At 59.4% G+C, this 24410-nt stretch carries 17 protein-coding genes and 2 pseudogenes; 11 read left to right on the top strand and 8 right to left on the bottom strand.

Translation table 11 applies throughout. From position 1 onward, the window contains the following. Positions 1–52: 52 nt before the first annotated feature. From OKW41_RS05510 to OKW41_RS05490, 5 genes are all read right to left on the bottom strand, one after another. Positions 53–679 (bottom strand): tyrosine-type recombinase/integrase, encoded by a 627-nt coding sequence (locus tag OKW41_RS05510; protein ID WP_429571794.1) that lies wholly within the window; start codon positions 677–679, stop codon positions 53–55. Positions 680–854: 175 nt separating this feature from the next. Next, on the bottom strand, positions 855–1949 hold the full coding sequence (locus OKW41_RS05505) for a phosphoserine transaminase (RefSeq protein ID WP_429445288.1): 1095 nt from the start codon (positions 1947–1949) through the stop codon (positions 855–857). Continuing rightward, a complete protein-coding gene (locus OKW41_RS05500; protein ID WP_429571793.1) occupies positions 1949–3217 on the bottom strand; it encodes an ATP-grasp domain-containing protein in 1269 nt (422 codons plus the stop codon). Before OKW41_RS05500 ends, OKW41_RS05505 begins: the two co-directional genes overlap by 1 nt. 769 nt (positions 3218–3986) lie before the next feature. Beyond that, positions 3987–5693: a 3-(methylthio)propionyl-CoA ligase gene (locus OKW41_RS05495; protein ID WP_429445284.1), complete on the bottom strand. Its 1707-nt coding sequence runs from the start codon at positions 5691–5693 to the stop codon at positions 3987–3989. Positions 5694–6086: 393 nt separating this feature from the next. After that, positions 6087–7037 carry a LysR substrate-binding domain-containing protein gene (locus OKW41_RS05490; RefSeq protein ID WP_429445283.1) on the bottom strand — a complete coding sequence of 317 codons (951 nt, stop codon included), beginning with the start codon at positions 7035–7037 and terminating at the stop codon, positions 6087–6089. Positions 7038–7282: 245 nt separating this feature from the next. Here OKW41_RS05490 and OKW41_RS05485 point away from each other — a divergent pair, with 245 nt between their 5' ends. After that, positions 7283–7699, top strand: coding sequence for a nuclear transport factor 2 family protein (locus tag OKW41_RS05485; protein WP_429571792.1), 417 nt, complete (start codon positions 7283–7285; stop codon positions 7697–7699). A gap of 129 nt (positions 7700–7828) precedes the next feature. Then, positions 7829–9223 (top strand): TniQ family protein, encoded by a 1395-nt coding sequence (locus OKW41_RS05480; protein ID WP_429571791.1) that lies wholly within the window; start codon positions 7829–7831, stop codon positions 9221–9223. A 157-nt stretch (positions 9224–9380) separates the two neighbouring features. Here the strand turns inward: OKW41_RS05480 and OKW41_RS05475 are convergent. Next, a pseudogene (locus OKW41_RS05475) lies at positions 9381–10107 on the bottom strand (IS110 family transposase). A 1829-nt stretch (positions 10108–11936) separates the two neighbouring features. Next, complete coding sequence (locus tag OKW41_RS05470; protein ID WP_429571790.1) at positions 11937–13517, bottom strand: RICIN domain-containing protein; 1581 nt, start codon at positions 13515–13517, stop codon at positions 11937–11939. 1039 nt (positions 13518–14556) lie between these two features. Between OKW41_RS05470 and OKW41_RS05465 the strand changes: the two genes are divergently transcribed. The 4 genes from OKW41_RS05465 to OKW41_RS05450 all read left to right on the top strand — a co-directional run bounded on the left by OKW41_RS05465 (position 14557) and on the right by OKW41_RS05450 (position 16952). Next, complete coding sequence (locus tag OKW41_RS05465) at positions 14557–14877, top strand: hypothetical protein (RefSeq protein ID WP_429445274.1); 321 nt, start codon at positions 14557–14559, stop codon at positions 14875–14877. 34 nt (positions 14878–14911) lie between these two features. After that, entirely contained in the window at positions 14912–15313 is a 402-nt protein-coding gene (locus tag OKW41_RS05460; RefSeq protein WP_429571789.1) for a tyrosine-type recombinase/integrase, read from the top strand. 66 nt (positions 15314–15379) lie between these two features. Next, entirely contained in the window at positions 15380–16357 is a 978-nt protein-coding gene (locus tag OKW41_RS05455) for an IS5 family transposase (protein WP_429449359.1), read from the top strand. Positions 16358–16436: 79 nt separating this feature from the next. Then, entirely contained in the window at positions 16437–16952 is a 516-nt protein-coding gene (locus OKW41_RS05450) for a hypothetical protein (RefSeq protein ID WP_429571788.1), read from the top strand. Positions 16953–17501: 549 nt separating this feature from the next. Here OKW41_RS05450 and OKW41_RS05445 read toward each other — a convergent pair. Further along, positions 17502–19232, bottom strand: a complete 1731-nt coding sequence (locus OKW41_RS05445; protein ID WP_429571787.1) for a methyl-accepting chemotaxis protein — start codon at positions 19230–19232, stop codon at positions 17502–17504. Positions 19233–19693: 461 nt separating this feature from the next. Here OKW41_RS05445 and OKW41_RS05440 point away from each other — a divergent pair, with 461 nt between their 5' ends. The 5 genes and pseudogenes from OKW41_RS05440 to OKW41_RS05420 all read left to right on the top strand — a co-directional run bounded on the left by OKW41_RS05440 (position 19694) and on the right by OKW41_RS05420 (position 24355). Continuing rightward, entirely contained in the window at positions 19694–20146 is a 453-nt protein-coding gene (locus tag OKW41_RS05440) for a hypothetical protein (RefSeq protein ID WP_429573438.1), read from the top strand. A gap of 323 nt (positions 20147–20469) precedes the next feature. Beyond that, a complete protein-coding gene (locus tag OKW41_RS05435; protein ID WP_429571786.1) occupies positions 20470–20760 on the top strand; it encodes a hypothetical protein in 291 nt (96 codons plus the stop codon). A gap of 22 nt (positions 20761–20782) precedes the next feature. Beyond that, positions 20783–22430 (top strand): annotated as a pseudogene (gene mqo / locus OKW41_RS05430) (malate dehydrogenase (quinone)). A 207-nt stretch (positions 22431–22637) separates the two neighbouring features. Further along, positions 22638–22985, top strand: coding sequence for a lipocalin-like domain-containing protein (locus OKW41_RS05425; RefSeq protein WP_429445260.1), 348 nt, complete (start codon positions 22638–22640; stop codon positions 22983–22985). Positions 22986–23551: 566 nt separating this feature from the next. After that, entirely contained in the window at positions 23552–24355 is an 804-nt protein-coding gene (locus OKW41_RS05420; protein WP_429571785.1) for a hypothetical protein, read from the top strand. Positions 24356–24410 lie beyond the last annotated feature (55 nt).

Raw genomic sequence — 24410 nt, 5'->3', positions numbered from 1 at the left:
CTCTTGGCCGGACAGCGACCGGTAGTCGATCGCCATCCGGCGGTGCCTGCGCTTAAACCTCAGTCTGCTCCGCCATCTCCAGTGCATCGTCGACCTCGATGCCAAGATAACGTACGGTGCTCTCGAGCTTGGGATGCCCAAGGAGCAGTTGAACGGCGCGGAGGTTTTTCGTGCGGCGATAAATCAGCGACGCCTTCGCCCGACGCATCGTGTGCGTGCCGTACGCCGCGTCGTCCAGTCCGATCGACGCGACCCAGCGATGCACCAGGCGCGAATACTGGCGCGTCGAGAGGTGCGGCGATTCACGCAGCCGGCTTGGGAAGAGGAAGTCTGGCGCCGCCAGCCCCGCCGCCTCGATCCATGTCTCGACGCTATCCCGCGTCTGTTCGGTAATCTCGAACTGAACCGGTCGTTGCGTTTTCTGCTGCATGATCGTCGCCCGACTGGTGACGTACTCGCCGTGGCATACGTCGCGGACCCTCAGCTTCGTCAGGCCGCATGCACGTAGTTTGCTGTCCATAGCCAGATTGAACATGGCGAGGTCGCGGACGCGCGCCGAAAGTTGCAGGCGGATGCGAATGGCCCAGATTTCTTTGAGCTTCAGCGGGGGTTTCTGCCCAGTCAACCGGCCTTTGTTCCACGGCACTCTGGCAGCGGTTCCTTTCTCAGGTGTTTCCATGGCGATCTCCTTTCAATTGAAGGGAGATCCAGTCTGTGCCCGCAGTCAGCGGGCGCTGTCCGACCCACTCCGGACTCTAAACCAGACGCCACCTCATCGGCAGCTTTTTGGGGTGCAGCGGTCATTTATTCCTTTGAGTCGCACGGCACGTCAACGTGAGAACCGGCATTGCTGTTCAGGCCCGTTGCATACTGAATTCCGTTAGTGCGTTTGCCAGAATGTCCACGGCTTGTTCTGTAACGGCGTTGTATAGAGACGCACGCAACCCGCCAATTGAACGGTGCCCCTCTAGTCCAACGATACCCTGTTCACGAGCCGCCCCGATAAACGCATCGCCGAGCCGAGAATCACCGAATTTAAAAGCCACGTTCATTTGTGAGCGCCAGCGACGGTCCGCGTGGACGGTGACGACCCCCTCCAAAGCGTCCAGCGTGTCATACAGCCGCCGCGCCTTTCTCTCATTGATGCTCTGCATCGCGTGCAGACCGCCAACATCGAAGCGCAGCCAGCGCGTAATCAACGTCAGCACATAGATCGCGAATACCGGCGGCGTGTTGTAGTTGGAACTGTGCGAGACGTGGGTGCGAAAATCGAGGATCGCCGGCAAGCCGTCGGGGATCCGTTCAAGCAGCGAACGCTTGATTACCGCTACCGTTACCCCAGCCGGACCTAGGTTCTTCTGGGCGTGAGCATAAATCATCGAGTATGCGTCTGGGCGAATGGGCTTCGACAGAAAATCGGACGACATGTCAGCGATCAGCGGTACCCGCGTCGCCTCTTCGCAAACCGGAAATTGCAAACCTTCCACGGTCTCGTTCGACACGTAGTGCAGATAGGCGGCAGAGCCGGAGATGTCCAGTTTATCGAGGGCGGGCAACTGCCGGTAGCCCGTCGCGTGGCCGTCCCACGCAACTTTCCTCTCAGTCACCTTGGCCGCCTCCGAAGTCGCCCGACCGCTCCAGTAGCCGGACGTCACATATTCGGGCGGGGCGAATCCCTTCGCGGCAAAATTCATCGGGATCATCGCAAACTGCAGACTACTGCCGCCCTGCTGAAAGGTAATGGCGTAGTCGTCGGATATACCGAGCAGAACGCGCAGATTCTGTTCCGCTTCGTCCAGTATGGAGCGAAACCAGTCCGAGCGATGGCTCATGCCGAGTACGGAGATGCCGGTTTCCGGTAACGCGGTAATCGCTATGCGCGTCTGTTCCAGCACCGTTTCAGGGAGCGCTCCGGGACCACCGGAAAAATTCAATGCATTGGACTTCACTATGCCTCCGAGGCCAGCCGTTGGATTTTGTATGCGTTCGCAGCCGCGCGGCGCAGCATTTCATGAAAGGCGTCAGCAACCCGGCGAATTTGCGGAACCTTATAAGGAAAGATGCTCTGGTCGTCCAAGTCATGCACAACCATGCCCGTCGCGATCTCGAATATGAGCAGCCGGCCATCGCTCGTTTCAGCGCAATCGAATCCTACGTAATCGAGACCGGTCAATTCCGCGACGTTGCGAAACGCCTCGCGGTGACGCACAGCAAAATCGGTGTCAAAGCTCGCCATCAGGTGCGATTCTTCCTCTCGCCGGTCGGGATGCGTCGACATTTCCGCGTAAGGGTAGTGAACCATCCATTCCTTCGAGATGCCCATATGGCACACGAATGGCGTTCCCTCGATCATCACGATCCGGTATTTGCGAAACAGACCGTCGGCGCTGCTGTAGTCGATAAAAGGCGCCATGTAGTATTCCACGGCGTCAGACTCAGCCATGTAGCGCGCGAGTTCCTGAGCGTCAGACACTTTTGCCAGACCTTGTCCCGCGTGCGATCCTATCGGCCGTATGATGAGCGGATAGTTTGCGCCTAGTACCTCGGACAACTGCAACGCTCCCGAAACCGCTTCGTTGACCCGCTCACGGGAAAGGCGCACCGTGTGGGCCATACAGATACCGGGGGCAGCGCCCAGCAGAGCATAGGCGGTGTCACGCATTGTCTTCGCAATGTGTTCGGACCGGTTTAGTACGCGGCAACCCCTCCCGCTCGTCAGCGACGCGATTTGGGCAAGAACGGCCGCGGTTTCATCCGACGCGCATGCCGCAACGAAGATAACGTCGTGCTCGGGCAACTCGGCATCCCCCAGCGGCCGCGCGTCGACATACAGGACCTCTATCTGCAGGTCGGCGTTCTCAAGCAGGCACTCAAAAGGCGTGTTCGCCATCAGATCGCCCGGAGCCTTGAGCACCAGCACCTTCAAAGGAGTCTTGATCGTCTGGGCGCTCTTTAACCGATAATGTCTGGTCATTTGAAGCGCTTGCTGCTGGACGGCGAGAGCGGCCACCTTCTGGTATTTCAATTGCAACACTAGCGACAAATCGAGCAGAGCGTACGGGTCGTCATGACGCTTTACGTGCTCGAGCAGGCTTTCCCCCAGCGGCGTCAGATCGCTCCCGGCCGTTGCCGCCCGGAGCAACGCAGCCAGTCCCAGTGGCTGATGCATCGATGGAAGGCCGGCATCACCCGTTAATTCAGTTCGAACAGTATTCATGAATGGCGCGTTTCGGTGGAGCGATACCCGGGGCGAAAGAATGCGCTCGCCGGCATTACTTTTACGTGAAGTTCACTCAGGTCATTGACGGTGGGTGTCAGTCGGGATGCGGGTACACGCAGGCATTTCGCCGATGTAGCCGATCTCTTCCTCGAACCATGCTTCTGGCATCGGCCCGGATGTCGTTGCTTTACAGTCCGCGGGAATCGCTACAGCACTCGATGTGTTGGCTACGAGGGACAATCTGGCCGAGCTCGCGCGTCGCTTTGCAATTGACATGTATCTTTTCCTTCGATAGAAATGTCAGGATTTTGTAACCCACAACGTGTCCGACATACTGCATTAACCCCAATGTGCAGCCCATGATACGAGCTTGGGGCTAAACCAAACGAGGGAAAAGAGGGGCGATTGACCACCTATTCAGAGGACTTTGAGGCGACGACAGGTCAACGGTGACCGTTTTCCGTCCCTAAACTCAAGCATGGTTCACGACCCGCAGTGTGAATCTCACGGGGCTGACCGCTGTTAGCGGCAATCCTGAATAAACGGGTGGATCTGCGGCTTCCCGGCGACTTCCCACGCTGTCCAACCAATTGAGAAGGGCGACTGCACGTCGGGCGTCGTCGAAACGCAAAGTCCGGTACCTGGGGCGAAGCCGACATTCAAATGTCCGCGCGGGAGCGCGAACGATCGTCCGCAGATGGCCGGCTACGGCCGGCTACACCAAATGGCGGTGCGGTGGCGGTCTCTTTGACAGCCTCCTTTTCGATTATTCCGCCGCAGGTTTCGACCCGCCGCCTACCATTGCGCGCTCGTCGGCAAGCGGACAGTTCTCAACTTCGAGCGCCGACGGCAGCAGGTGATCGCGGAACTGCTCGCGCAGCTTCAGTTTGTGCAGCTTTCCAACGGCCGTATGCGGCAATTCGTTGACGAAGACCACGTCATCGGGCATCCACCACTTCGCGACCTTTCCCTCGTAGAACGCGAGCAGTTCGTCGCGCGTGACCTCCGCGCGTTTGCGTTTGACGACGACGAGCAGCGGCCGCTGCAGCCACTTCGGATGGGCGCAGGCGATGCAGGCCGCCTCTGCGACGGCCGGATGCGCGATCGCGATGTTCTCGATTTCGATCGAACTGATCCACTCGCCTCCCGACTTGATCACATCCTTGCTGCGGTCGGTGATCCGCATGAAACCGTCCCGGTCGATCGTGGCCACGTCGCCAGTCGGAAACCAGCCGTCGATGAGCGGCGAGTCATCCTTCTGGAAATACCGCTTGATCACCCACGGACCGCGCGTGTGCAGTTCGCCGAACGCGACGCCGTCCCACGGCAGGTCGCGCCCATCGTCGCCGACGATCTTCATGTCCACGCCGTAGATCACGTGCCCCTGCTTTTCGCGCAGCCTGCGCTGCTCTTCCGACGGCCGCTGTGATTGTTCCCAGTTGAGTTTTGCGAGCGTGCCGAGCGGTGACATCTCGGTCATGCCCCATCCGTGAATGGCTTCGACGCCGTATTCCTCGAAGGTGCGCAGCATCGCCGGCGGGCACGCGGACCCGCCGATCACCGCGCGTTGCAGTGACGACAACCGCACCCCCGCTTCCTTCATGTAGTTGAGCAGGCCAAGCCAGACGGTTGGCACGCCGGCGGAATACGTGACGCGCTCCGCCTGCATCAGTTCGAACAGGGATTTACCGTCGAGATCCTTGCCCGGAAGGACGAGTTTCGCGCCCGTGAGCGGCGCGGCATGCGGCATGCCCCATGCGTTCGCATGAAACATCGGCACGACGGGCAACACCGAGTCGCGCGCCGATAGACACATCGCATCCGGCAGCGCACCGGCGTACGCGTGCAGCACCGTGGAGCGATGCGAATACAGCGCGCCCTTTGGATTGCCCGTCGTGCCCGAGGTGTAACAAAGGTACGATGCCTGGCGCTCGTCGAGGAGCGGCCAGTCGAATGCGCCGTCGTGCGGCTTGAGAAACGTCTCATAGCTGATGAGCGGTATGGGCGTCTGCACCGCAGGCAGATGCGCGTCGTCGGCAAGCGCGATCCACCTACGCACCTTAGGGCAGAGGGGCGCAAGGTAATCGATCAGCTGTGCGAACGTCGTATCGAACAGCACGTAGCTGTCATCGGCGTCGTTGATGATCCATGCGATCTGCTCGGGGAAGAGCCGGGGGTTGATGGTATGACAGACGGCCCCGAAGCCCGTCGTGCCGTAATAGGCTTCCAGATGGCGGTAACCGTTCCATGCCAGCGTGCCGATCCGTTCGCCCGGCTGCACATCCAGCGCGATAAGCGCCTGCGCCAGTTGCTTCGCGCGCTTTTCGCAGTCGCGATACGTGTAGCGATGCACGTCGCCTTCGATGCGCTTTGACACGATCTCGGTCGTGCCGAAGTGACGTGACGCATGGGCCAGCAGTGAGGAAACCGTCAGCGGCACGTCCATCATCTGTCCGAGCAGCGGTGTCGTCATAGCCGAGTCTCCCTGCTATTGCCGCGAACTCGGAATCGCGTAAGAGTGCTAGAAATATCGGACGCGGCACCCGCCCGGTAGCCGAGCCTTCCGGCTATTCAACATAGTTGAGGCCTGCGAGTGTTGCAAATAGATAAGATGGATATTGCTAATGTCTCGCGTCTGTAGCACCCGCAATCCGCACACGGAGACTAGCCCCACGCGCATGTCAGACCGTAGCCGGCCATGAAGGGACCGTCACCTGTGCACAGTCAGCGACGTTCGAGTGTCATAACGTGTTTCGGCAGCGGTCATTCGCGATGTGCGTCGCAGCGTGGCTCATTTGCAAAACAGGTCGCTGGTCGAGTTCGTCGCAGCCTTTACTTTCGAGCACCGTTCCTGTGAAGTCTGTATTCAAGCGGGTGGCTGGACCTTTTGCCGTTTCGGCTCATCTACTTTGGTGACCAGGTACTTGCCAAAATGAGCGTGCACAAAATCCACGAATACCCGCACCTTTGGCGTCATTTTCCGACTGCTGGGCCACACCATATGGATACTGTTGGAGTCGGTGACGTACGGGTCCAGCATGGTTTTCAGGCGTCCATCGGCGAGCGCGTTCTTGACAGAGAAGTCAGGCACGCATGCGATCCCGCGCCCTGCCAGAGCCATATAAAGCAACATGTCCAGGCTGTTGCACACCACCGTCAATGGCAGCGACGAGCCTGCCGCTGTGAATGTCGAATGCCGCAGCGGCCATTGGTACAGTTTTCCAGTGGGTGTCCAGCGATAGTGCAGACATGCATGATTCAAAAGGTCATCCGGATTCGTGGGAGTTCCCTTTTGTTTCAGATACTCCGGCGCGGCGACCAGACAGGCGCGCCAGTAACCCAGCGGGCGAGATACTAGCCGTGAATCCCGAAGCGCGCTCCCGCGAATGACGACATCAAATCCTTCATCGATTACATCGACCATTCGATCGGTGAAATCAAGATCGAGTTCAATCTCGGGATGTTGCTCCATAAAGGCTGAAAGCACTGGAAATGGTAATCCCGCCGAAAGTGACAGCCCCACCCTTAGCCTCCCTCGCGGATGTTGGGCCATTGCGCTGAGTTCGTCTTCGGCCGCCTGAACTTCCCCGAAAATCCGTCTGCACCTTTCCAGGAACACCTCGCCTTCGGACGTAAGCCGGACGCTTCTCGTGCTGCGTTGGAAGAGCCGCACGCCAACGCGCTCTTCAAGCCTCGAAATGCTTTTGCTGATGGCCGACGCTGAGATGCCGAGTTCCCGCCCAGTGGCCGCAAAGCTCCGCGTTCGCGCAGTGTGAACAAAGACTTCCAGCCCGCCCAGCGCACTCAGGTTTTCCACATTAGCCCCCCACGCGGTATTCGTGACATTTTTGTCATGACCAATGTGAACGCTACCCCGATTAATGATGATGGGTCAATGGCTTTACGATGGATTTGAGAGGCGGCCGGCATGAGCACCATGCCGGCCGCGCTTCAACCAGTCCTTGGCGCACCGGTGTGCAGTGATCGAACAACGGGAGCGCCAGTGTTTTGGCAACTCAACGCGCCGTGCCGGCGCACCGGTTCTATCAGGAGAAAATTTTTATGACCACCGCTGAACATCTCGACGCTTACCTCAAAGCCATGGGCAATCGCGACGTCGGAGGGACCAGGATCCATATGGCAGATAATGTCGTCCTCAGAAGTCCAATCGTGCCCGCGCCGTTCGTTGGGAAGGAGCGTGTCGCAGACGTCCTGACGCAGCTTCTCGCTACTGTGGACGCCTTCGAGCCGAAGCTTCTCTTGCGCGATGGTGCTGACTTTGTCGCCGTGTTCACGATCCGACTCGGTGACCACGCAATTGACGGAATGGATCACATGCATCTGAACGAAGAGGGCCTTGTCGATAGCATGACCGTGGCATGGCGCCCGCTTCCGTCGGTGGTCGCGGTCCAGCAGAAGCTTGCCCCGAAATTGGGAGGAAAGGCGATGATGCTGGTTCCAGCGGATCAATCTGCCTGAATCATCGGTCCCGACCGCAATGGCATCGCGGCGTTGGCTGCGCATGGTGAAGGTGCGTGGATCGGTCGTGAAGGCTGACGGTGGAATCAGTACAAAGGTTAGCTCGTAGCCATCGAGAGGGTGTTCGCGATGAACGATTGGCGGCTTTCGCCTTCAAAGCGGTCCTGGGTAGCGTCGGTAGTTGAACGGCCGATAGGGGTCGGGAAGGCTCATTCAGACTTTGTGAAAGCCGACGTTCGTTGGCGCCTGTTTGTGAATGTCAGTGAAGCGATCGTCAGCCGCCGCACAACGTCCGACCGACGACCGGCGGCATTTGGAAGGCATTACCCTATGGCAGCGAGGGAGTGGATGTCGCTGGCAAATTCAAAGGGAAAGTTGGCCGAGATGTGGGTCGATAGCCTGAATCGAATGGTAGGCCGTAGCGATCTTAAGTTTCTTACGTTGCTGCCATGGGCGCAGCGCTTCGGCCCATTTGCCCGCTTGATGAACGAGAATCGTCAGTGGTGTGCACTGTGCCTCGAGGAGGATCTTCAATCTGGTAGCACGATCAACGAACGCCTGATCTGGTCAGTTCAATGGGTCAAGATTTGCGAGCGTCATCGATGTCGCCTTACCGACGCTTGTCCCACGTGCGGATACCGGCAACCATCCCAGATTTCTCCGCGACAGTTGTGCGGCTTTTGTTCCCGATGTGAAGGATGGCTTGGAGCAGCAAACGCACAGCCTCTTCTCCCGCGACAAACAACGGCACTGCGATACGAAGAATGGGCGGCAAAATGCTCCGCAGATCTTGTAGCCCGCGCCCCACCCTCAACCAGGATCGACGCCAGAAGATGCATTTCGCAAGTAATTGAACGAGGCATTTCCCGCTACTTCGACGGGGATGCAGCGGCGTTTTGTGAACACATAGGCGTGTCGAAGAGCTGCCCTCAAAATTGGCGAACTGCGGGGCCGCCGCACGCAAGCACGCTTATGGCCATCTCGTATTGTCTGCAAGTTCCCCTCCACGAGCTCGTGGAGGGAGTTGATGCTTTCAAACGCAGTCGGCCACTTCCCTTACCATCGCAGCTAACACGTAAGCATATACGTGCCATCGCCCGGCCAATAGACTGGGAACAAGTCGAGCAATTCCTGACGGAAGTCGCAAACGGGATACTCGACTTTGATAGCCTTACGTCCGCCTTGGAGGCAATACACCTACAGCCCACCCGGGCGTACGCCCACTTTCCGAACCTATGTCGCCACGTAACGAAAAACACCAAAGCTAAACGTAAGGAGGCTATCCAAGGTGCTCGCGAAGAACGGAGAAGCCGGCTTGATAACGCCATTTTTCATAAGGCGACACGCATGATTTCGGGTGGCGAGCGACCCACCATCGATAAGCTGCTCAGATTCGCACAATCACACGGTCCTATATGGACACCGCCCGGTTTGCCAGATCGATCTAGATGTGATCTTGAAGCGAGGTACCGGCTGCAGACTTATATCCGACCTTTCATGCAAGCCGAAGCCTGCGGGCCCTGATGGAATTCGCCGGGAACGTCCTCATCTGGGTCACGCACTTTTAAGCGCAAGGCCGTGTTCAGGTTTGCGTTCCTGCGGTCCGACCTGTTTCGCCATCACATGTGAATCAACCTCAGCAACCTATCGGTACTTTAGTCTTTCCTTTGATGCTTGCCTGTTAAGCGGGTTTTACGCTGACATGATTCTTCTCGTACGTGCTGTTGTGCGCAAGAATAGCCCAGGCCGTGCGCGCCATCTTGTTGGCCATGGCCACCGCGACGACGTTAGCTCGTCGTCGCTCCTGGATTGCCTTCTGCCATTCGCCAGGCACTTTGGTATGACACATCACCGAGCGTGCACCATGGATTAGCAGTGTGCGCAGGTACGGGTCACCCCGCTTCGATACCCCTCCCAACCATACCTTCTGCGTCTCTAGTAGATTGATATCCTGCTCGATGCCGTCGATACGCTTCAACTGGTCTTGCAGGCTGTCGGTTCACTTGCATGGTCCGAAACTTGATCAGCAGGGAGCGCATTCGGTGCAGACCGAGCATGGCCTGCTGGTCTTCCGTCTTTGTTGCTACGGTGCGCATCCCCGGTTGCTGCACCGCGGTCCAGATCGCCCGCGCATCAGCTGCGTCGGTCTTGTTCGTCTGGACAAACGGCCGAATGAACTTTGCATGCAACAGCACCACCTCGTGCCCGATCGCCTTGATCTTGCGGGCCCGCCAGTGCGCACTGCCGCATGCTTCAAGCGCGACACGACCTGCAGGACGCTGCGCCAGAAACGCTATGAGCTCGTCGCGTCGAAACCGCCTATTAGCTATCTCGCCGGTTTGTGTGTCGACCCAGTACATCTGGAAGATCTGCTTTGCAACATCCAGTCCGTATGTCGTAGCATTCATTTGAGCCCTCCGTTCCTCAAGTGGACGTGTTGAAACTCCACTCTGGCACATTGATGCCGATCGGTTCAGGAGGGCCTCAACGTTCGTACAAGGCCCTTCGTCCCCGAGGGGAGGACGGTGTCCATTCCATCTGGGTCCGGACAAACCGGCAGACCGTACTTGCATCCGGCAGGCACAGCTTCGCGCTCTCCAAGGCACCCCCGTAGTGCCGGAGGCATAGCGGGGAAGACTTCGCGGGGAGGCAACCAGCCCGCCCCTGAAGGCAGACGAAAACCACTCGTCGGACGGAGTTCCCGTCGCTGCCGCCGGCGCCTTTTTGCCGCCAACGTTGCGTGTTACAACTGGCGGCGCAAAATTCACCATAAAGCTTCCAAACGGAAGTTATATGGTTTCTTCCACAAGGTGTCGGAATACCCCGGAAGGCTTGCCGGGCGGAAGGCAGCCGACTCCAACAGTTGCCCGCAAAGCGCCGCCAGGTTTGACTCCCACTCTGCCCGACTACCACATACCCATCATCCTACCCATACTTCGCGGCGACATGCCCAGAGCGGCATCTACGCTGGTCTCCACCGCATCAGCCGGCACCACCCACTCTCCTGAGTGCGTCGGTCGACCACGCGACGCGCGACCGGTCCGTGCCCGCGACAAGGTCACCGGGCCGGCCACCTTGAAATCCATTCTCCGCTCGACTTCTTCGCGTTTCGTGTTTCGTGTTTCGTGTTTCGTGTTTCGTGTTTCGTGTTTCGTGTTTCGTGTTTCGTTATGCTGATAGCATGCGCCGTCAATCGCCTGAATGAAACTATCCCCACTCGATCGTCAATCGGTGACGGGGACCCTTGTGTATACGGCTTCTCCGGCTGGTCTGGAGTGACGATACCGTCAGCAATACCGAAAAATCCATTCGGCAGTTTTCAGCTCTGGACAGACCGCAACAGAGAATCCACGCGCACTTTCGTTCAAACATCGCCAACACAGGGCATCCGAATGCCGACTTCTTCAGGAATACCGTCTTCGATACCGTCAGGCACTTTCCAGCGCGATCCTGGCAAAGCTTGAAGAAGCCATGATCCCAACTGCGGCCACGTTACCGACCGGAAACGATGCAAACCGTGCTGCAACCCCGGCGAGCGCAGCGCAGCGGCCGCTCGACCGGAAGATGCTGCGCAACCACGACTGGCAAGTGTCTCAATCTTCAGCAGGCGCGATCAAACTCATGTCAAGGGCAATTGTGCGTATCGCGAAACCCCGCATCGGAGAGCCCGCGCGATTCTCAGAGCCGATCAGGACACGCTAGCACGCGTCGGGCTGAGTCGGAGTTCGCCTCCATGGCGAGCCGTCGTCCCGGCGCGCTCCACGTCGGCTTTCAAGGGCGGGTCGTTAGCTGACTTTGACACGCACCTTGGCTGAGCCGCTCGGACATTCTTGCTGAACGTGGTTCCGCGCCGATGTAATCGGGCTGTTCTCACCCAGTGTGGGCCCGTTCTCATCGAATGGGGTCCGGAGTACGGCGAGATTCTCAACTAATGCGGTTCCGACGTCAGGACGACCCGAACTGGTATCAGGGGGCGCCCTACATCGCAGAGGTTGTCGTGTTCAATGAGCATGAGCTGGCGCACTGTCATCCTCACGAAAACAATACATTCATACTCGGGGCTTGCCATATTCAAGACGGGATGCACTGACGCTTATCGAATAGGAGTCCTGACATAATTGGATGCAGGCGGGGAGACGGAAGCCGCAACAACTTTCCGTGTCGACTCACCCGGCAGCGGAGCTATAAAGCCCCGCCTGGAACGCCCGCATCTTCAGATTTGCCTGGCAGCTTGCGATCAGGGGGCGAGAACTTGCCACTGCTGGCTTTGCAAACCTTCGTATTGCCAAAGGTCTACATTTGCACCAGGGGCCGTCGAGCCACCCTTGACATCGATGCACGAACCGGGCGCGTGGGCCGGACACAGACGGTAATACTGCGAGCCGGTCGAGATCACACGCCAGATCTGATTGGCGGCACCGCGGTAATTCCACACCAGAACCTGCGCCCCATCTCCGGTACCCGCTCCGCTCACGTCCATCGCCAGGCTGCTACTGGCGGCGGCGACCTCATATTCGCCATTGCCCAGATTGACGAAGCTCCACAGTTGGCTTGTCGACCTCGTATAAGGAGTTTGCATCAGCAAGCTGCCGTTTGCCTGGCCGGCCGGTGCCAGCGCCAGCCCGCTCGATCGGGATACGATCTGATATGTCCCGTCCGGAATCGGCCCGACACCTCGTGCACTACCATGACCCTGCACTGAATAGTTCGCACCGACCGTGTAGGAGCCGAAATTGTCGATCTGCCACCAGCTATTGGCGAGCGCCGTATTGCCGGCGAGCGTGCCGGTTCCACTGCGGGTGATGATGCCTTCATTGGTATTGCCGATGGCTGTATTGCCGACTATCGTTCCAGTCGTGGACTCCATGTCGAGACCGCTCATGGACAGACCGTTGTAGTTCGCAGTGCCTGGCGCGGTCGAGCCGTTGAAACTCAGGTCGTTGTTCGAGACGGTGAGATTGGCAGGAGTTTGCTGGGCATGAATACCCAGCCGATAGTTGCCGACGAATGTCGAGTTATCGACAGTGATCGCGTTGCTCCCCGGTCCGTTGATATGCAAGCCATCGCCCGCCCACGAGTTCAAGAAGCGCGAGTTGGTAATCGTCACATTCGTCGAGCCCCATAAATACGCATTGTGCCAGGCAAGGCCGTCGTTACCGTGCACCATAATGCCGCTATCGTGAAAGTAGGAGCGATCGATGGTCAGTCCATTGATGGACCCGGTTGCCATTCCTTCCGCCGTGTTCCTCACCTCGACGTTCAGAATCTTCAGGTTGCTCGCGTCGACAAGCTCCAAACCCTTCGCGGCTTCGTTGAGACCACCGCCCGCCACCGAGTAGGCGTTGTTAGGATCAAAAGCCGCCGACTTCGGAACCTGTCCGTCAAGCACAAGGTTCGAGATGGTAATGTCGTGCAGGCTCCCCTGGCCATTCACAAGGATTAGGTTCCATACATAGGGCGTCGACGGTCCTTGAATCACCGTTGCGGCACCTTGGCCCGTCAACGTGATGTTGCTGCCCGGGATCTGGATCGAACTGCTCAAGGTCCAGACGCCCGCGCCGAGCGTAACAGTGCCGCCACCCGCTGCCGCTACCGATTGAAGTGCGCTCTGAATGCTCTGTCCGGGCTGAACGGTGGCGTCCAGCGCGTGCGCGCCCTGCATCGGCAACAAAGCAGAGAGAGCCAGAGACGTTACCAGACTAATTGACCATCGTTTACTTTTCATGGAGAGCTCTGAAAAAATCGACGTATTGAGATGGAGGCGCCGTGGGGTGGCGGCAGAAGAGGCCAGGAAAAGGAGCACGATTGGGACCGTCAAGAGCCATGCTTCGTGCTCGATGCGTCGTCGCGATCAAGCGGTTTATCGTCATCCGCGGACCGGACTTTAGGGGCCTTTCATAAATTTTGTGTTCAAGGCATAACATGTAGCTCAAGGAGCATGTATGCCACGCAAACCCAAAACGGCCCCCGCAGGCCCAGCGGGCCTTACCGTCAATTCCAAAGGAACTAAGGAAACCCTGACTTATCTAGCTCGGTCGCGACAGCATTGCGTTGCGCGCCATTCCTCGCTGACCCCTGATAGGGCTGAAGATCCGCTGTATTGGCCGGTCATTGCAGTGAAGCACTTCCCACAGCAGACGGCAGTAATATTCGGCCAATAGTTCACGCGCTTCTGAACGTCTTCCTTCAACTCGCCGCATTCATCGCAGCGATCCAGGACACTGACCTGCAGCGGTCGGGAGCGCCACTGTTCGAGCGCGTTCATGTCAGCAGCCCGCGTGTTGATCTGCGACGCCGACGGCGATGATGTTCGCGGCCATCTTCCGCAGTTCTGACGACGTTGGATCATCTCGGTGCAGCTCGAGTAAATCACTTGCGTTCATGCTCATCGTGGCCCTCACTGGATACAGATGTGGCTAAGGTCAACAGTCCGGCGATACACGTTCTTGTTCAGTCAGGGGACGAACGTGTACTCGTCGTACGCGTTGCTACCGATATGAATCCAGTGCAGAACGTTTAACATGGCGCCACTTACTGTAAATGAAATCGCAAAGTCCATGGAATCAAGATAGATGGACTCCCCAAAGAAAACCATTCTACGAACGGTCGCTGCAATCCTCCGTTGGCATAGCGCATTCATACGTTTGGATACCTCGAGGCATCCAGGAAGTGAGTGTTCGAGTCGGCGATGTAACGGGAGCCAGTCATACGCAGGTGACCGTGCCGACGTTGCCGGGAGACAGCATGCCACTCACGAAGTCTGAAGGCGACGTGGTTGCCGATCTTGATGTTGTGGGCCTGTCAGATCTGTTGTCCAGTGTGGCATTTGCCGCCAGCGGGGAATCGACATTCGCATGTTGCTCGAGACGCAGATCACCGACAACACGATCCGATTCAAGCCGTCAAAGACGGCCGGCACGAGTGGCAAGGTACTGGACGTTGAGATCACGCTGCAGATCCGCGCGGTGATCGATCGCGCGAAGGCGATCAAGAAGAAGTACTTGATCACCAGCCCATACCTGTTCCCCACGCAGAAAGGCGGGGCGTATTCGAAGACCGGGCTTCATTCGATGTGGCGCCGCGCAAAGGATCGCGCCAATGTCACTGACAGCATCCAGTTCAAAGACCTGCGGGCGCTCGGTGCAACAGACGCCGCAAAGGCCGGGAAAGGTCGGTGACTGTCACGCTGACAGCATCCGACGGGCCGACATCATGTCCGTGCTGGATACCGTCAAGGCGCGCGGTGCCGCGCGTCTGGCCAACCGGCTGCCCGCCGAACTGAGGCAGATGTTCGGCTTGGCACTGGTGCGCGAGATTGTGGCGGCCGATCCGACGACCGGCATCGAAAAGAAACACGTTGGTGGTCAGGAGGAGGAACGCGAACGTGTGCTGTCGGAGGCCGAAATCCGCGCGTTGTCAGCCAGACTCGCCGACGCCAATCTGCTCAACTCGACGCAGCACGCTGTATGGGTCATGCTCGCGACGCTCACGCGGATCGGCGAACTGACCCGCGCGCGCCGTGCCGCCATCGATCTGGCAGCGGGCACCTGGATCATTCCGGCGGACCACTCGAAAAACGCGAAGGAGCACACGATCTACCTAAGGCAACACTGATTAAGTCCACCAATCTGGCACGTGAAGCGTTATAGAGATCGGATTGAACGAGGAAGGCAGAACAGGATGAAACAGCAGACGCTGGCGATGGCAGCCGATCAAGGTGCGGGTTTCGAGACCCACCGCAAACGCACGCGGCGCGACGAGTTTCTCGACACGATGAATGCGATCGTGCCATGGTCGCAGTTGTGCGCGGTGATCGAGCCGCATTATCCGAAGCGCGGCAATGGCCGCCCGCCAATTGGTCTGGAGCGCATGCTGCGGATCCACTTCGTGCAGCACTGGTTCAATCTGGCCGACTTCGCTTGCGAAGAGGCCCTCTACGACAGCGCCAGCCTGCGTCGCTTTGCCGGAATTGACCTGGGTTGCGAAGGTGTGCCCGATGCGACGACGCTGCTCAAATTCCGGCGCCTGCTGGAGACGCACAAACTGGGCGAGCAATTGTTTGCCGAAGTCGGCCGGGTCCTTCAGGCCAGCGGCATGAAGCTCAAAAGCGGCACCATCGTGGACGCGACGATCATCGGCGCGCCGAGCTCGACGAAGAATGAGCAGAAGGCGCGCGACCCCGAGATGCATCAGACCCGCAAGGGTCGCCAATGGTATTTCGGCGCCAAGCTGCACATCGGTGTGGACAGCCAGAGCGGCCTGGCGCACAGCGCGGTGCTCACGCCCGCCAATGTGCATGACAAGCATCCACTGCCGCAATTGCTGCACGGGCAGGAGCGGCGCGTCTACGGCGACAGCGCCTATGCGAGCCAGAAGGCACTGATCCACAGCAAGGCGCCCAGGGCGCGCGACTATACCAATCAGCGCACGCGCCGTGCGGGCGGCGAAGTCGACGAGGTGCAGCGCGGCAAGAACCGCAACAAGTCGAAGATCCGGGCGCGAGTCGAACACGTCTTCGCGGTTGTGAAGCGCCTGTGGGGATTTACCAAGGTGCGCTATCGAGGGCTGGCAAAGAACGCCAACCGGGCGTTCGTCGCGCTCGCACTGGCGAACGTCTACCTGTCGCGCAAGAAACTGATGGCACCGGTACGCCCATAGTGGGCGAAAGGCGGGCAAAGTGCCCGCCCAACAGGCCTGCGAGGGCCGAAAAGCAAGGGCTTAAGCTCGGCCTCATCACTTGGCGAAGTTCAAATCGCTGACACGTCGCCGATTTACCCGCTTGTTCAGCTTTGCCCTAAGCGAGTTTGCCAAGACCCACATGCGGGCGCTGCTCGAACTCGGCGGCGATGAAGTCTGGCTCTTCCCGGCCGCCCGGCACGACGGGCCAGTGTGTTCCAAGTCCATTACGAAGCAGATCTATGACCGCCAAGGCGCGGCAAGCGGCACGCCGTTGCAGCACCGCAGCCAGCACATCGACGCGCTTATCTTGCCAGGCGGACGGTGGACCCCTCACGATCTGCGCCGAGCGGGCACGACGCCGATGGGCGAGCTCGGCGTCCATGGCCACGTGAGCGAGAAGTGCCTGAACCACCTCGAACAGAACAAGATCAAACGCACCTATCAACGGGCGGTCCGGCAGCAGGAACAGTCGGACGCATGGCGCCTGCTCGGCGCACGCCTGGAACTCCTGATGGATACCCCGTCGAACGTCGTGCCACTCCGGCAGGACGCCGCGCTCTCCGTGGCCGCATAAAACCTACGGCGAAAGGTGTTCTGCGCGCCGTACGCGCGGACGCTTGCAGTCTTCGTCTGGCGCTCAGGCGATTCGCCGCTCAGCCCCATAACGGCCTGCCTAGTGCTCAGAGACTTGCGAACGAATTCGGTCAAACCTTTGATGACGCGGAACCGAATAAATTGGACTTGCCGGATTTGCGACGCGAATTTGTTGGATTCGCAGAAGGGTAAGATTGGCACACGTTGCGCCCGTTGCGAATGGCTGCCTGCGGGCCATAAACGGTCCTTCGCAGTCGCATGGCGAACGTCCGCTGACGAGCGACGAGGTGCCCTTTTGGCGAAGCGACGGCGACCGACAATTCGTCGGACGAGTCAGCTTCACTCTCAAGCGCCGCGGGCAGCTGTTCCGATTTGGACGGCCGTTCTGGCCGATGACGCCTTCCGATGGAACAAGTGCCCAGAACCAACACCCGCGTACCCAGCGCGCTCACTGTCTTCGTGTTGGCGTTCACGAGCTTGCGCATTTGTTCAAGCGCGTCCGCTGGCATTGTCCATTTTTCTGATCTGCTCAGAATGCCTGCCAGTCCACAGCACCTATATCCGTCGCAGTCACAGTGCCGCTCCCTGCGGTAGTGGCTGGCATCGTCTTTGTTAACGCTACAGGACGGGACGTGCGAACCTTGGGTACCGGCCGGCGCGGTTCGCTGAGCGGGGCGATTAATCGTGACGCAGATCCCCCCCGGTCGTCGACTTTGAAGACGGCCACTGCGTCACGCAACCCTTGGGCCTGCTGGGCCATCGACTGGGCTGCGGCCGAGGCCTCCTCCACCAGCGCGGCGTTCTGCTGGGTCACCCCGTCCATCTGGGTGACGGCCGTATTGACCTGTCCGATGCCGGTGCTCTGCTCTTCCGATGCCGCCGCGATCTCGCTCATGATGTCGGTCACGCGCTTCACCGACTGGACAATTTCGTTGATCGTGGCACGGGCTTCCTCAACGAGCTTCGAGCCGACGTCAACCCGGGTCACCGAGTCGCTGATCAGATCCTTGATTTCTTTGGCCGCCGTTGCGCTGTGCTGGGCGAGCGTGCGAACCTCGCCCGCCACGACGGCAAAACCACGCCCCTGTTCGCCGGCGCGGGCGGCCTCAACCGCGGCATTGAGCGCGAGAATGTTGGTCTGGAACGCAATGCCTTCGATCACGCTAATGATCTCGGCCACCCTGGCTGAGCTGTCGGAGATCCCGTTCATCGTTTCGATCACCCGTCCGACCACTTCGCCGCCCCGTTGTGCGATCCCCGACGCCGTGCTGGCGAGTGTGGTCGCCTGCTTCGCGTTGTCCGCATTCTGACGGACCGTGCTCGTCAGCTCCTCCATGCTCGAGGCAGTTTCCTCGAGTGAGGCCGCCTGTTCCTCCGTGCGCTGTGACAGATCCGTATTGCCCTGCGCGATTTCGTCTGCGGCGACCGAGATCGACTCGCTGGAGGTCTTGATGCCCTGCACGATGGCGGTCAGCTGGTCTTTCATGGCGCCCAGCAAAAACATCATGCTGGAGCGGTCTCCTGCTTTCAGCCGCACCGCGACGCGCAGATTGCCGGCCGCGATCTCGCTGGCCAGTGCGGCCGCCTCCCGGGGTTCGCCGCCCAGCTGTCGTGTGAGGGCTCGGGCAATGACCAGCGCCACGCCCAGCGCGACTGCCGCCGCAGCGATAACCAGTCCGATCACGAGTGCTATCGCCCGTGAATACGCCTGACTCGCCGCCTCGCCTTCGCGGGCCGCGCCCGCCACGTTGACGTCGACGATCGTCTGGATGTCTTTTTCGATGGCATTGCGGGCCGTGTTGGACTGACCGCGCATCAAGTCCATTGCATCGCCTGTCTTGTTCTGTTCCGCCAGTGTCACAACCTGCCGATCGAGGTCGAGGTACTGCGGCATCAGCGTCTGGATGTCTGCGAAGGCAACTTTTTCTTCCGGTTCGCCGATGAGCTTCTCGTATTCGGCTGACACGCGCCGGTAGTCGGCAATGCCGGCAGCGATTACCGTTTCCGCATGCTGTATTTCGGCGGGGGTAGGCGCGCCGACAGCACGAAATTCACCGAGGCGTATAGCGCGGAGGGCGGCCTGCATCTGCAGGCTGGTGCGCACGCTCGGCAACCAGTTGTCGCGGAGTTCCGCGACGTGACTGTTCTCGCCGCTCACCTCGAATAGCGATACTGCGCCCAGTCCGACCATCAGGACGACAACAGCAGAAAAACCCAGGATGAGCTGGGAAAACACCTTCAAGTTTTTGAGAAACTGCACGATTGCCCCATTGGAATTTATATCACGCAGCGGATCCCGACCGGCCAGCCGGGAAATGCAGCAGGTCGTTCAGTCTGTTATCGGCAACGCGAATGATATATTTAATCTAAAGTGATTTTTTTATCATCAGGCTTTCGCGCAGGTTCTGCCTGTGGTCAGTCCCGGCATCAGCCCGTCTTTACATAACGGTGGCGTCGACAAGCTACCAGGAGCCGATGGATCGACAACCGGCTCGTCCAACGTGGCCAGAAGAGTCCTTCGTGAGCATGGACGGGAGCGAACACGAATCGGCAGCCTCCAGAAAGTCAGACCGGGCGGCGCGGGCGGAACAGCGGCTTTGGAGCGCGGCGGTGACAATCGCAGAAGCTAGCTGAAGGGGCAGAAACGGATCGCCTACGGAAGTTCGCCACGCGACCGGGGCCGAATACCTATATCGCGAGGATCGGTTCTCGCGCGGAACGTTGCACATCGACGGCCGGTTGGCCGCGCCGGCTCACATCAGCGCGCCGGTGTTGGCCGTATTCAATCCGCGCAGCCGCGTCATACCGCCGGTATCCATCGTGCCTGCCGTTCATCGAGGCTTTGGCGATGCCCAGTTGCGCACCCTGCAGCGCCGCGTGAAGGCACGGCGCTCGAACCGCGCGAGAGAACTTGCACGCATGGAACAGTTGCCGGTGGTGCTTTGCATTGCCGATACGACAGAGCTGAACTTTAACGGTCAGGACATCGATGGGGTCGTCCCGCTCAGTTATGAAGCACAGGTGGGCATGTATGCGCGCTGTGCTGCGCAACGGCTACTTGCCGGAGCGCGAAGTGTTGATGGCCGACGGCCCGATTGCCGTGAACGTGCCGAAGGTTCGCGATCGGTCAGGATCAGGCGTGAAGTTCAATTCTACTCATTAAAGTTTGGGTAAGGCGATGTCTGGAATTTCAGAAGATTCGAGGCCGGCTTTTACGGATACCCGGAACGCCCCTGCGCCTGTCTCCGTGCAAATGCGCGTCGAGCATGCTTCGAGCGCTTCGAAACGCATGGCATAATTCTTGCAGTTGGCCCATCACGCAGGTCATCGCAACTGGCTTCTGCTCGCTTCGGGCTCGCGACATTACAAAATTATTTTCGGGTTCAGGATTTTCAGAATGACAATTATCAAACACTTGGTCTTTACCCTGTCGATGGCGCTGATGGCGCTGACCTTACCGGCAGCTACGGCCTACGGCAGCTCTACCAGGCGCAGCAATGCTTCGAGGCCGTGCAGAACGGCGCGATTCCCGGCATGAAGGATCTGGCAGCGGCCAACTCTGCAATGACAGGTTCGAGCCGTGCGGCTTTCCGCCCACTTGTTGCATCGGCGTCATTGTTGCTGCCGGTGCGTCGGTCTATCTGTTGCGGGCCATATCAATTCCGCTGAATAAGGCGGTGGACGTTGCAAACCACATCGCCGACGGCAAGCTTGAGAATCAGATTGTCGTGGATTCACGGCTCTTTGCCGAAGCCATTCGGCTGGAAGTCCTAGCAAATATGTTGTGAAAGTTCAGAAAGGTTAGTCACTGTGATCAAAACGATAACGGCAGTTTTGTTGGGCGTGGTTCTTTCCGTGACCGCGTTTTCCGCGCAAGCCGGCGACACGAAAAAGGTAGATGTCCTGCTGGTGGGCGGCGGCATCATGAGTTCGACGTTGGGCGTGTGGCTCCATGAGCTCCAGCCTGACTGGTCAATGATGATGATCGAGCGTCTGGACGGTGTGGCCAAGGAAAGCTCGAATGGCTGGAACAATGCCGGCACAGGGCATTCCGCGTTGGCCGAGCTCAACTACACACCCGAGAAGCCGGACGGCACAATCGACATTTCGAAGGCCGTCGAAATCAACGAGGCCTTTCAGGTGTCGCGCCAGTTCTGGGCTTGGCAGGTCAAGAACGATGTGCTCAAGAATCCGCACTCGTTCATCAATTCGACGCCGCACATGAGCTTCGTCTGGGGTGACGACAATGTCCGTTTCCTCAAGAAACGCTACGATGCGCTGCAGGCGAGCCCGTTGTTCCGCGGCATGAAGTACTCGGACGACTTCGACCAGATCAAGCACTGGGTTCCGGTGATGATGGAGGGGCGCGATCCCAGGCAGAAGGTCGCGGCAACCTGGTCCCCCGTGGGCACCGACATGAACTTCGGCGAGATTACGCGCCAGTTCGTCGGCTACCTGCAGAGCCAGCCCGGCTTCAATCTCTCGCTCAACAGCGAAGTGCGCGGCATCAAGCGCAACGCTGACGGCACGTGGCGGGTGTCCTACGTGAAGACCCAGACCGGTGATTCCGAGCAGGACGTCGACGCGAAGTTCGTGTTCATCGGCGCCAGGCGGCGGCGCGCTGCACCTGCTGCAGGCTTCGGGCATCCCGGAGGCCAGGGACTATGGTGCCTTTCCGGTCGGCGGCTCGTTCCTGGTGACGGAAAATCCGGAGGTCGTGAGCCGGCACCTCGCCAAGGCTTACGGCAAGGCTTCCGTTGGTTCGCCGCCGATGTCGGTGCCGCACCTGGACACCCGCATCATCGATGGCAAGAAGATCATTCTGTTCGGACCGTTCGCGACCTTCTCGACCAAATTCCTGAAGAACGGCTCGTACTTCGATCTCCTGACCAGCACCAATGTGCATAACGTCATGCCTATGGCGCACGTGGGCATCGACGAGTTTCCGTTGGTCGAATACCTGGCAGGTCAGCTGATGTTGTCGGATGACGATCGCTTCAATGCCTTGAAGGAATACTTCCCGCAGGCCCGGAAGGAAGACTGGCGCCTGTGGCAAGCCGGTCAGCGTGTTCAGATCATCAAGCGCGACGGTGCGAAGGGCGGTGTCCTCAAGCTCGGCACTGAAATCGTGAGTTCGCAGGATGGCAGTATCGCCGGTCTGCTGGGCGCGTCGCCGGGCGCCTCGACCGCTGCGCCGATCATGCTCAGCCTGCTCGAGAAGGTCTTCAAGGACAAGGTGGCTACGCCGGCATGGCAGGAGAAGATCCGGCAGATCGTCCCGAGCTACGGAACCAGGCTCAACGACAGCCCGGCCAAGGTCTACCAGGAATGGACCTACACCAGCGACGTGCTGCAGCTGACGCCGCCGCCGCAGATCGACCTCGCCACGACGCCGGGTTCGAAGCCCGAGGCCACGGCACCGCGGCCGGCCAAGGCTGCGACTGACATGGCGCTATAGCCCCGGACGGACCGGGGGCGACCGCGGGCCACACGCCGCTGGTCGAAACAGAGTATGCATGGACAGCCGGCGGCAGATGGCGAGTTTCGCGACTGGCCAGCGGTTGGCCAGCCACCCGTAAAGCCCTGCATCCCATCCTGTCTGTCTGAACACACGAGAAACTGGCGCGAGCGGGACGCATTTTTTACATAGGTAAACGGTGAAATCATGGTCGATGGCGCCGTTGCCGCCCTTATTGCTGTTGCAGCGGCGTCCGGTGCCGCGCGGGCGCAGGAATCCCCGCTGTCGGGGGCGTGGCGTTTGGTCTCCTATAAGGTCGAATCCAAAGTCACTGGCGGCAAGATCGCAGCAATGGGCGAGCACCCGAGCGGTCGCGTAATTTTCACCGCGGACCACCCGGTGGCGTTCATGTTGACTCGCGACGGGCGCAAACCCGGAAAGGGCGACGCCGAGAAGGCGGCTCTGTTGAACACCCTGGTGGCGTACACTGGCATCGAGCGCGCCGAAGACAATCAGTGGTGCACCAAGGTTGAGGCCGCCTGGAATTCCGAGTAGGTCGGCACGACACAGTGACGGGAGTTCCACGTCGCCGGCGACCGTCTGCAGGTGCTGACCCCATGGCGACAGATGCCGAACTGGGCCGGCATCGCCCGGTCCATCATAACCTTCGAGCGCGACAAGTAAGTTTCCTCGACCTGCGACGCCGGCACGCGTTCCTGCAAGCATCGGCAATTCGGGCTAACCTGCGTATCTCTTCGTTGCGGCCTTTGGGCTGCCCCTGCTCGGTGTGATTAGGGAGCCGATGTTCACGCTCGTCAGTCGACGAATGACTGGCTTGACGAACGCTGAAGGACTGCCAAGGTCGCTTTATGCCAAAGGCCCGCCGGTGGCGAGCGGGCGCCGTCACCTCATGAGGGCAGAGTGCGGCCAGTTAGAGCCGTTCACGGAACGGTGCATGAACGGCCGTTGCTCGGCTGATTGCTGTCGTTCGCGATGCCGCTGGCCATGACACGAAGGCGCAGAGTATCTCTGGATTGTCCGTCTAGTTCGAACGTTGCCAGACTAGACCCCAACAGAGCAAGCGGCCACTTGGATCTATACTTGGGCAGTTGGAGACACCCATGGCTAATCACGACAGGCTGCATCCGCTACGTCCGCTCCTGAAGAATTGGGTTTGGGAGCATGGCCGAATCGGTACTCGCTATCTGGACTGCATCGATGGCGGAATCAAGTTTGACGAAGGGAAGAAGTCGCGCTTCGCGGCCGAAGAATACATTTTCGTGCCGCTCGACAAGGATGCTGACGACGATGCGTCTGTGGAGGGTCCTCCGATCCAGGAGGCGGGTCTTGCCCGGTTTTTGAGGGCAGCGCAGTTGGGCAAGCCGGAGGAAGCCGGCTCTATGGTGGAGGTCCAGCGCGCAGTGCAGGACTGCGTGGAACTTGGCCTGTTCAGCTCATATCAGATTGACGCTCAGGAAGCCTCTGCACGCTATGCGCAGGAGCCCATGTTCGACGATGAAATCCGCGCCGCGGTTGTCGACGATATCCGGCGTATCTACGCGGGCGCGCGCGAGCAACTGTCGCTGTACGATTTCAGTGTGCTTTACGGCTTGCCCACTCCGTTGCTCATCAACGAGGCGCCGTTCATCGACTGGCGCGTGCGCGCTAGTCCGGCCCTTCCGTTCGTCTCGCTTCCTCTTGGACCTTACTGCCTGCTGGTGGGTGCGCCCTCGGGCCGGAGCAGCCGAATTGGCCCAGTGGCCTGGAAGTCCGCTGCCACAATGGGACCGTTGAAGGACCACAACCGCCAAATCGCGGAGCACTCGCGTTTGTGGCTGGTGGCGACCACCGATGACCAACTCGTCGCTATACAAAGCCGCTTGGCTGCGGCCTGGAGCCCCAAGCCGGAGGATGCGAAACCCTGACGAAGTCGGCGGGAAACGCGCGGCCGGCAGTGGCCGAATCATGAGGGCCCAGGCG

Origin of the sequence: Paraburkholderia sp. UCT70, from assembly GCF_050434085.1 — a bacterium.
GTDB classification, from domain to species: Bacteria; Pseudomonadota; Gammaproteobacteria; order Burkholderiales; family Burkholderiaceae; genus Paraburkholderia; species Paraburkholderia tuberum.
Note: the sequence above shows the minus strand (reverse complement) of the source record. Positions and strands in the feature narration are given on the sequence as shown.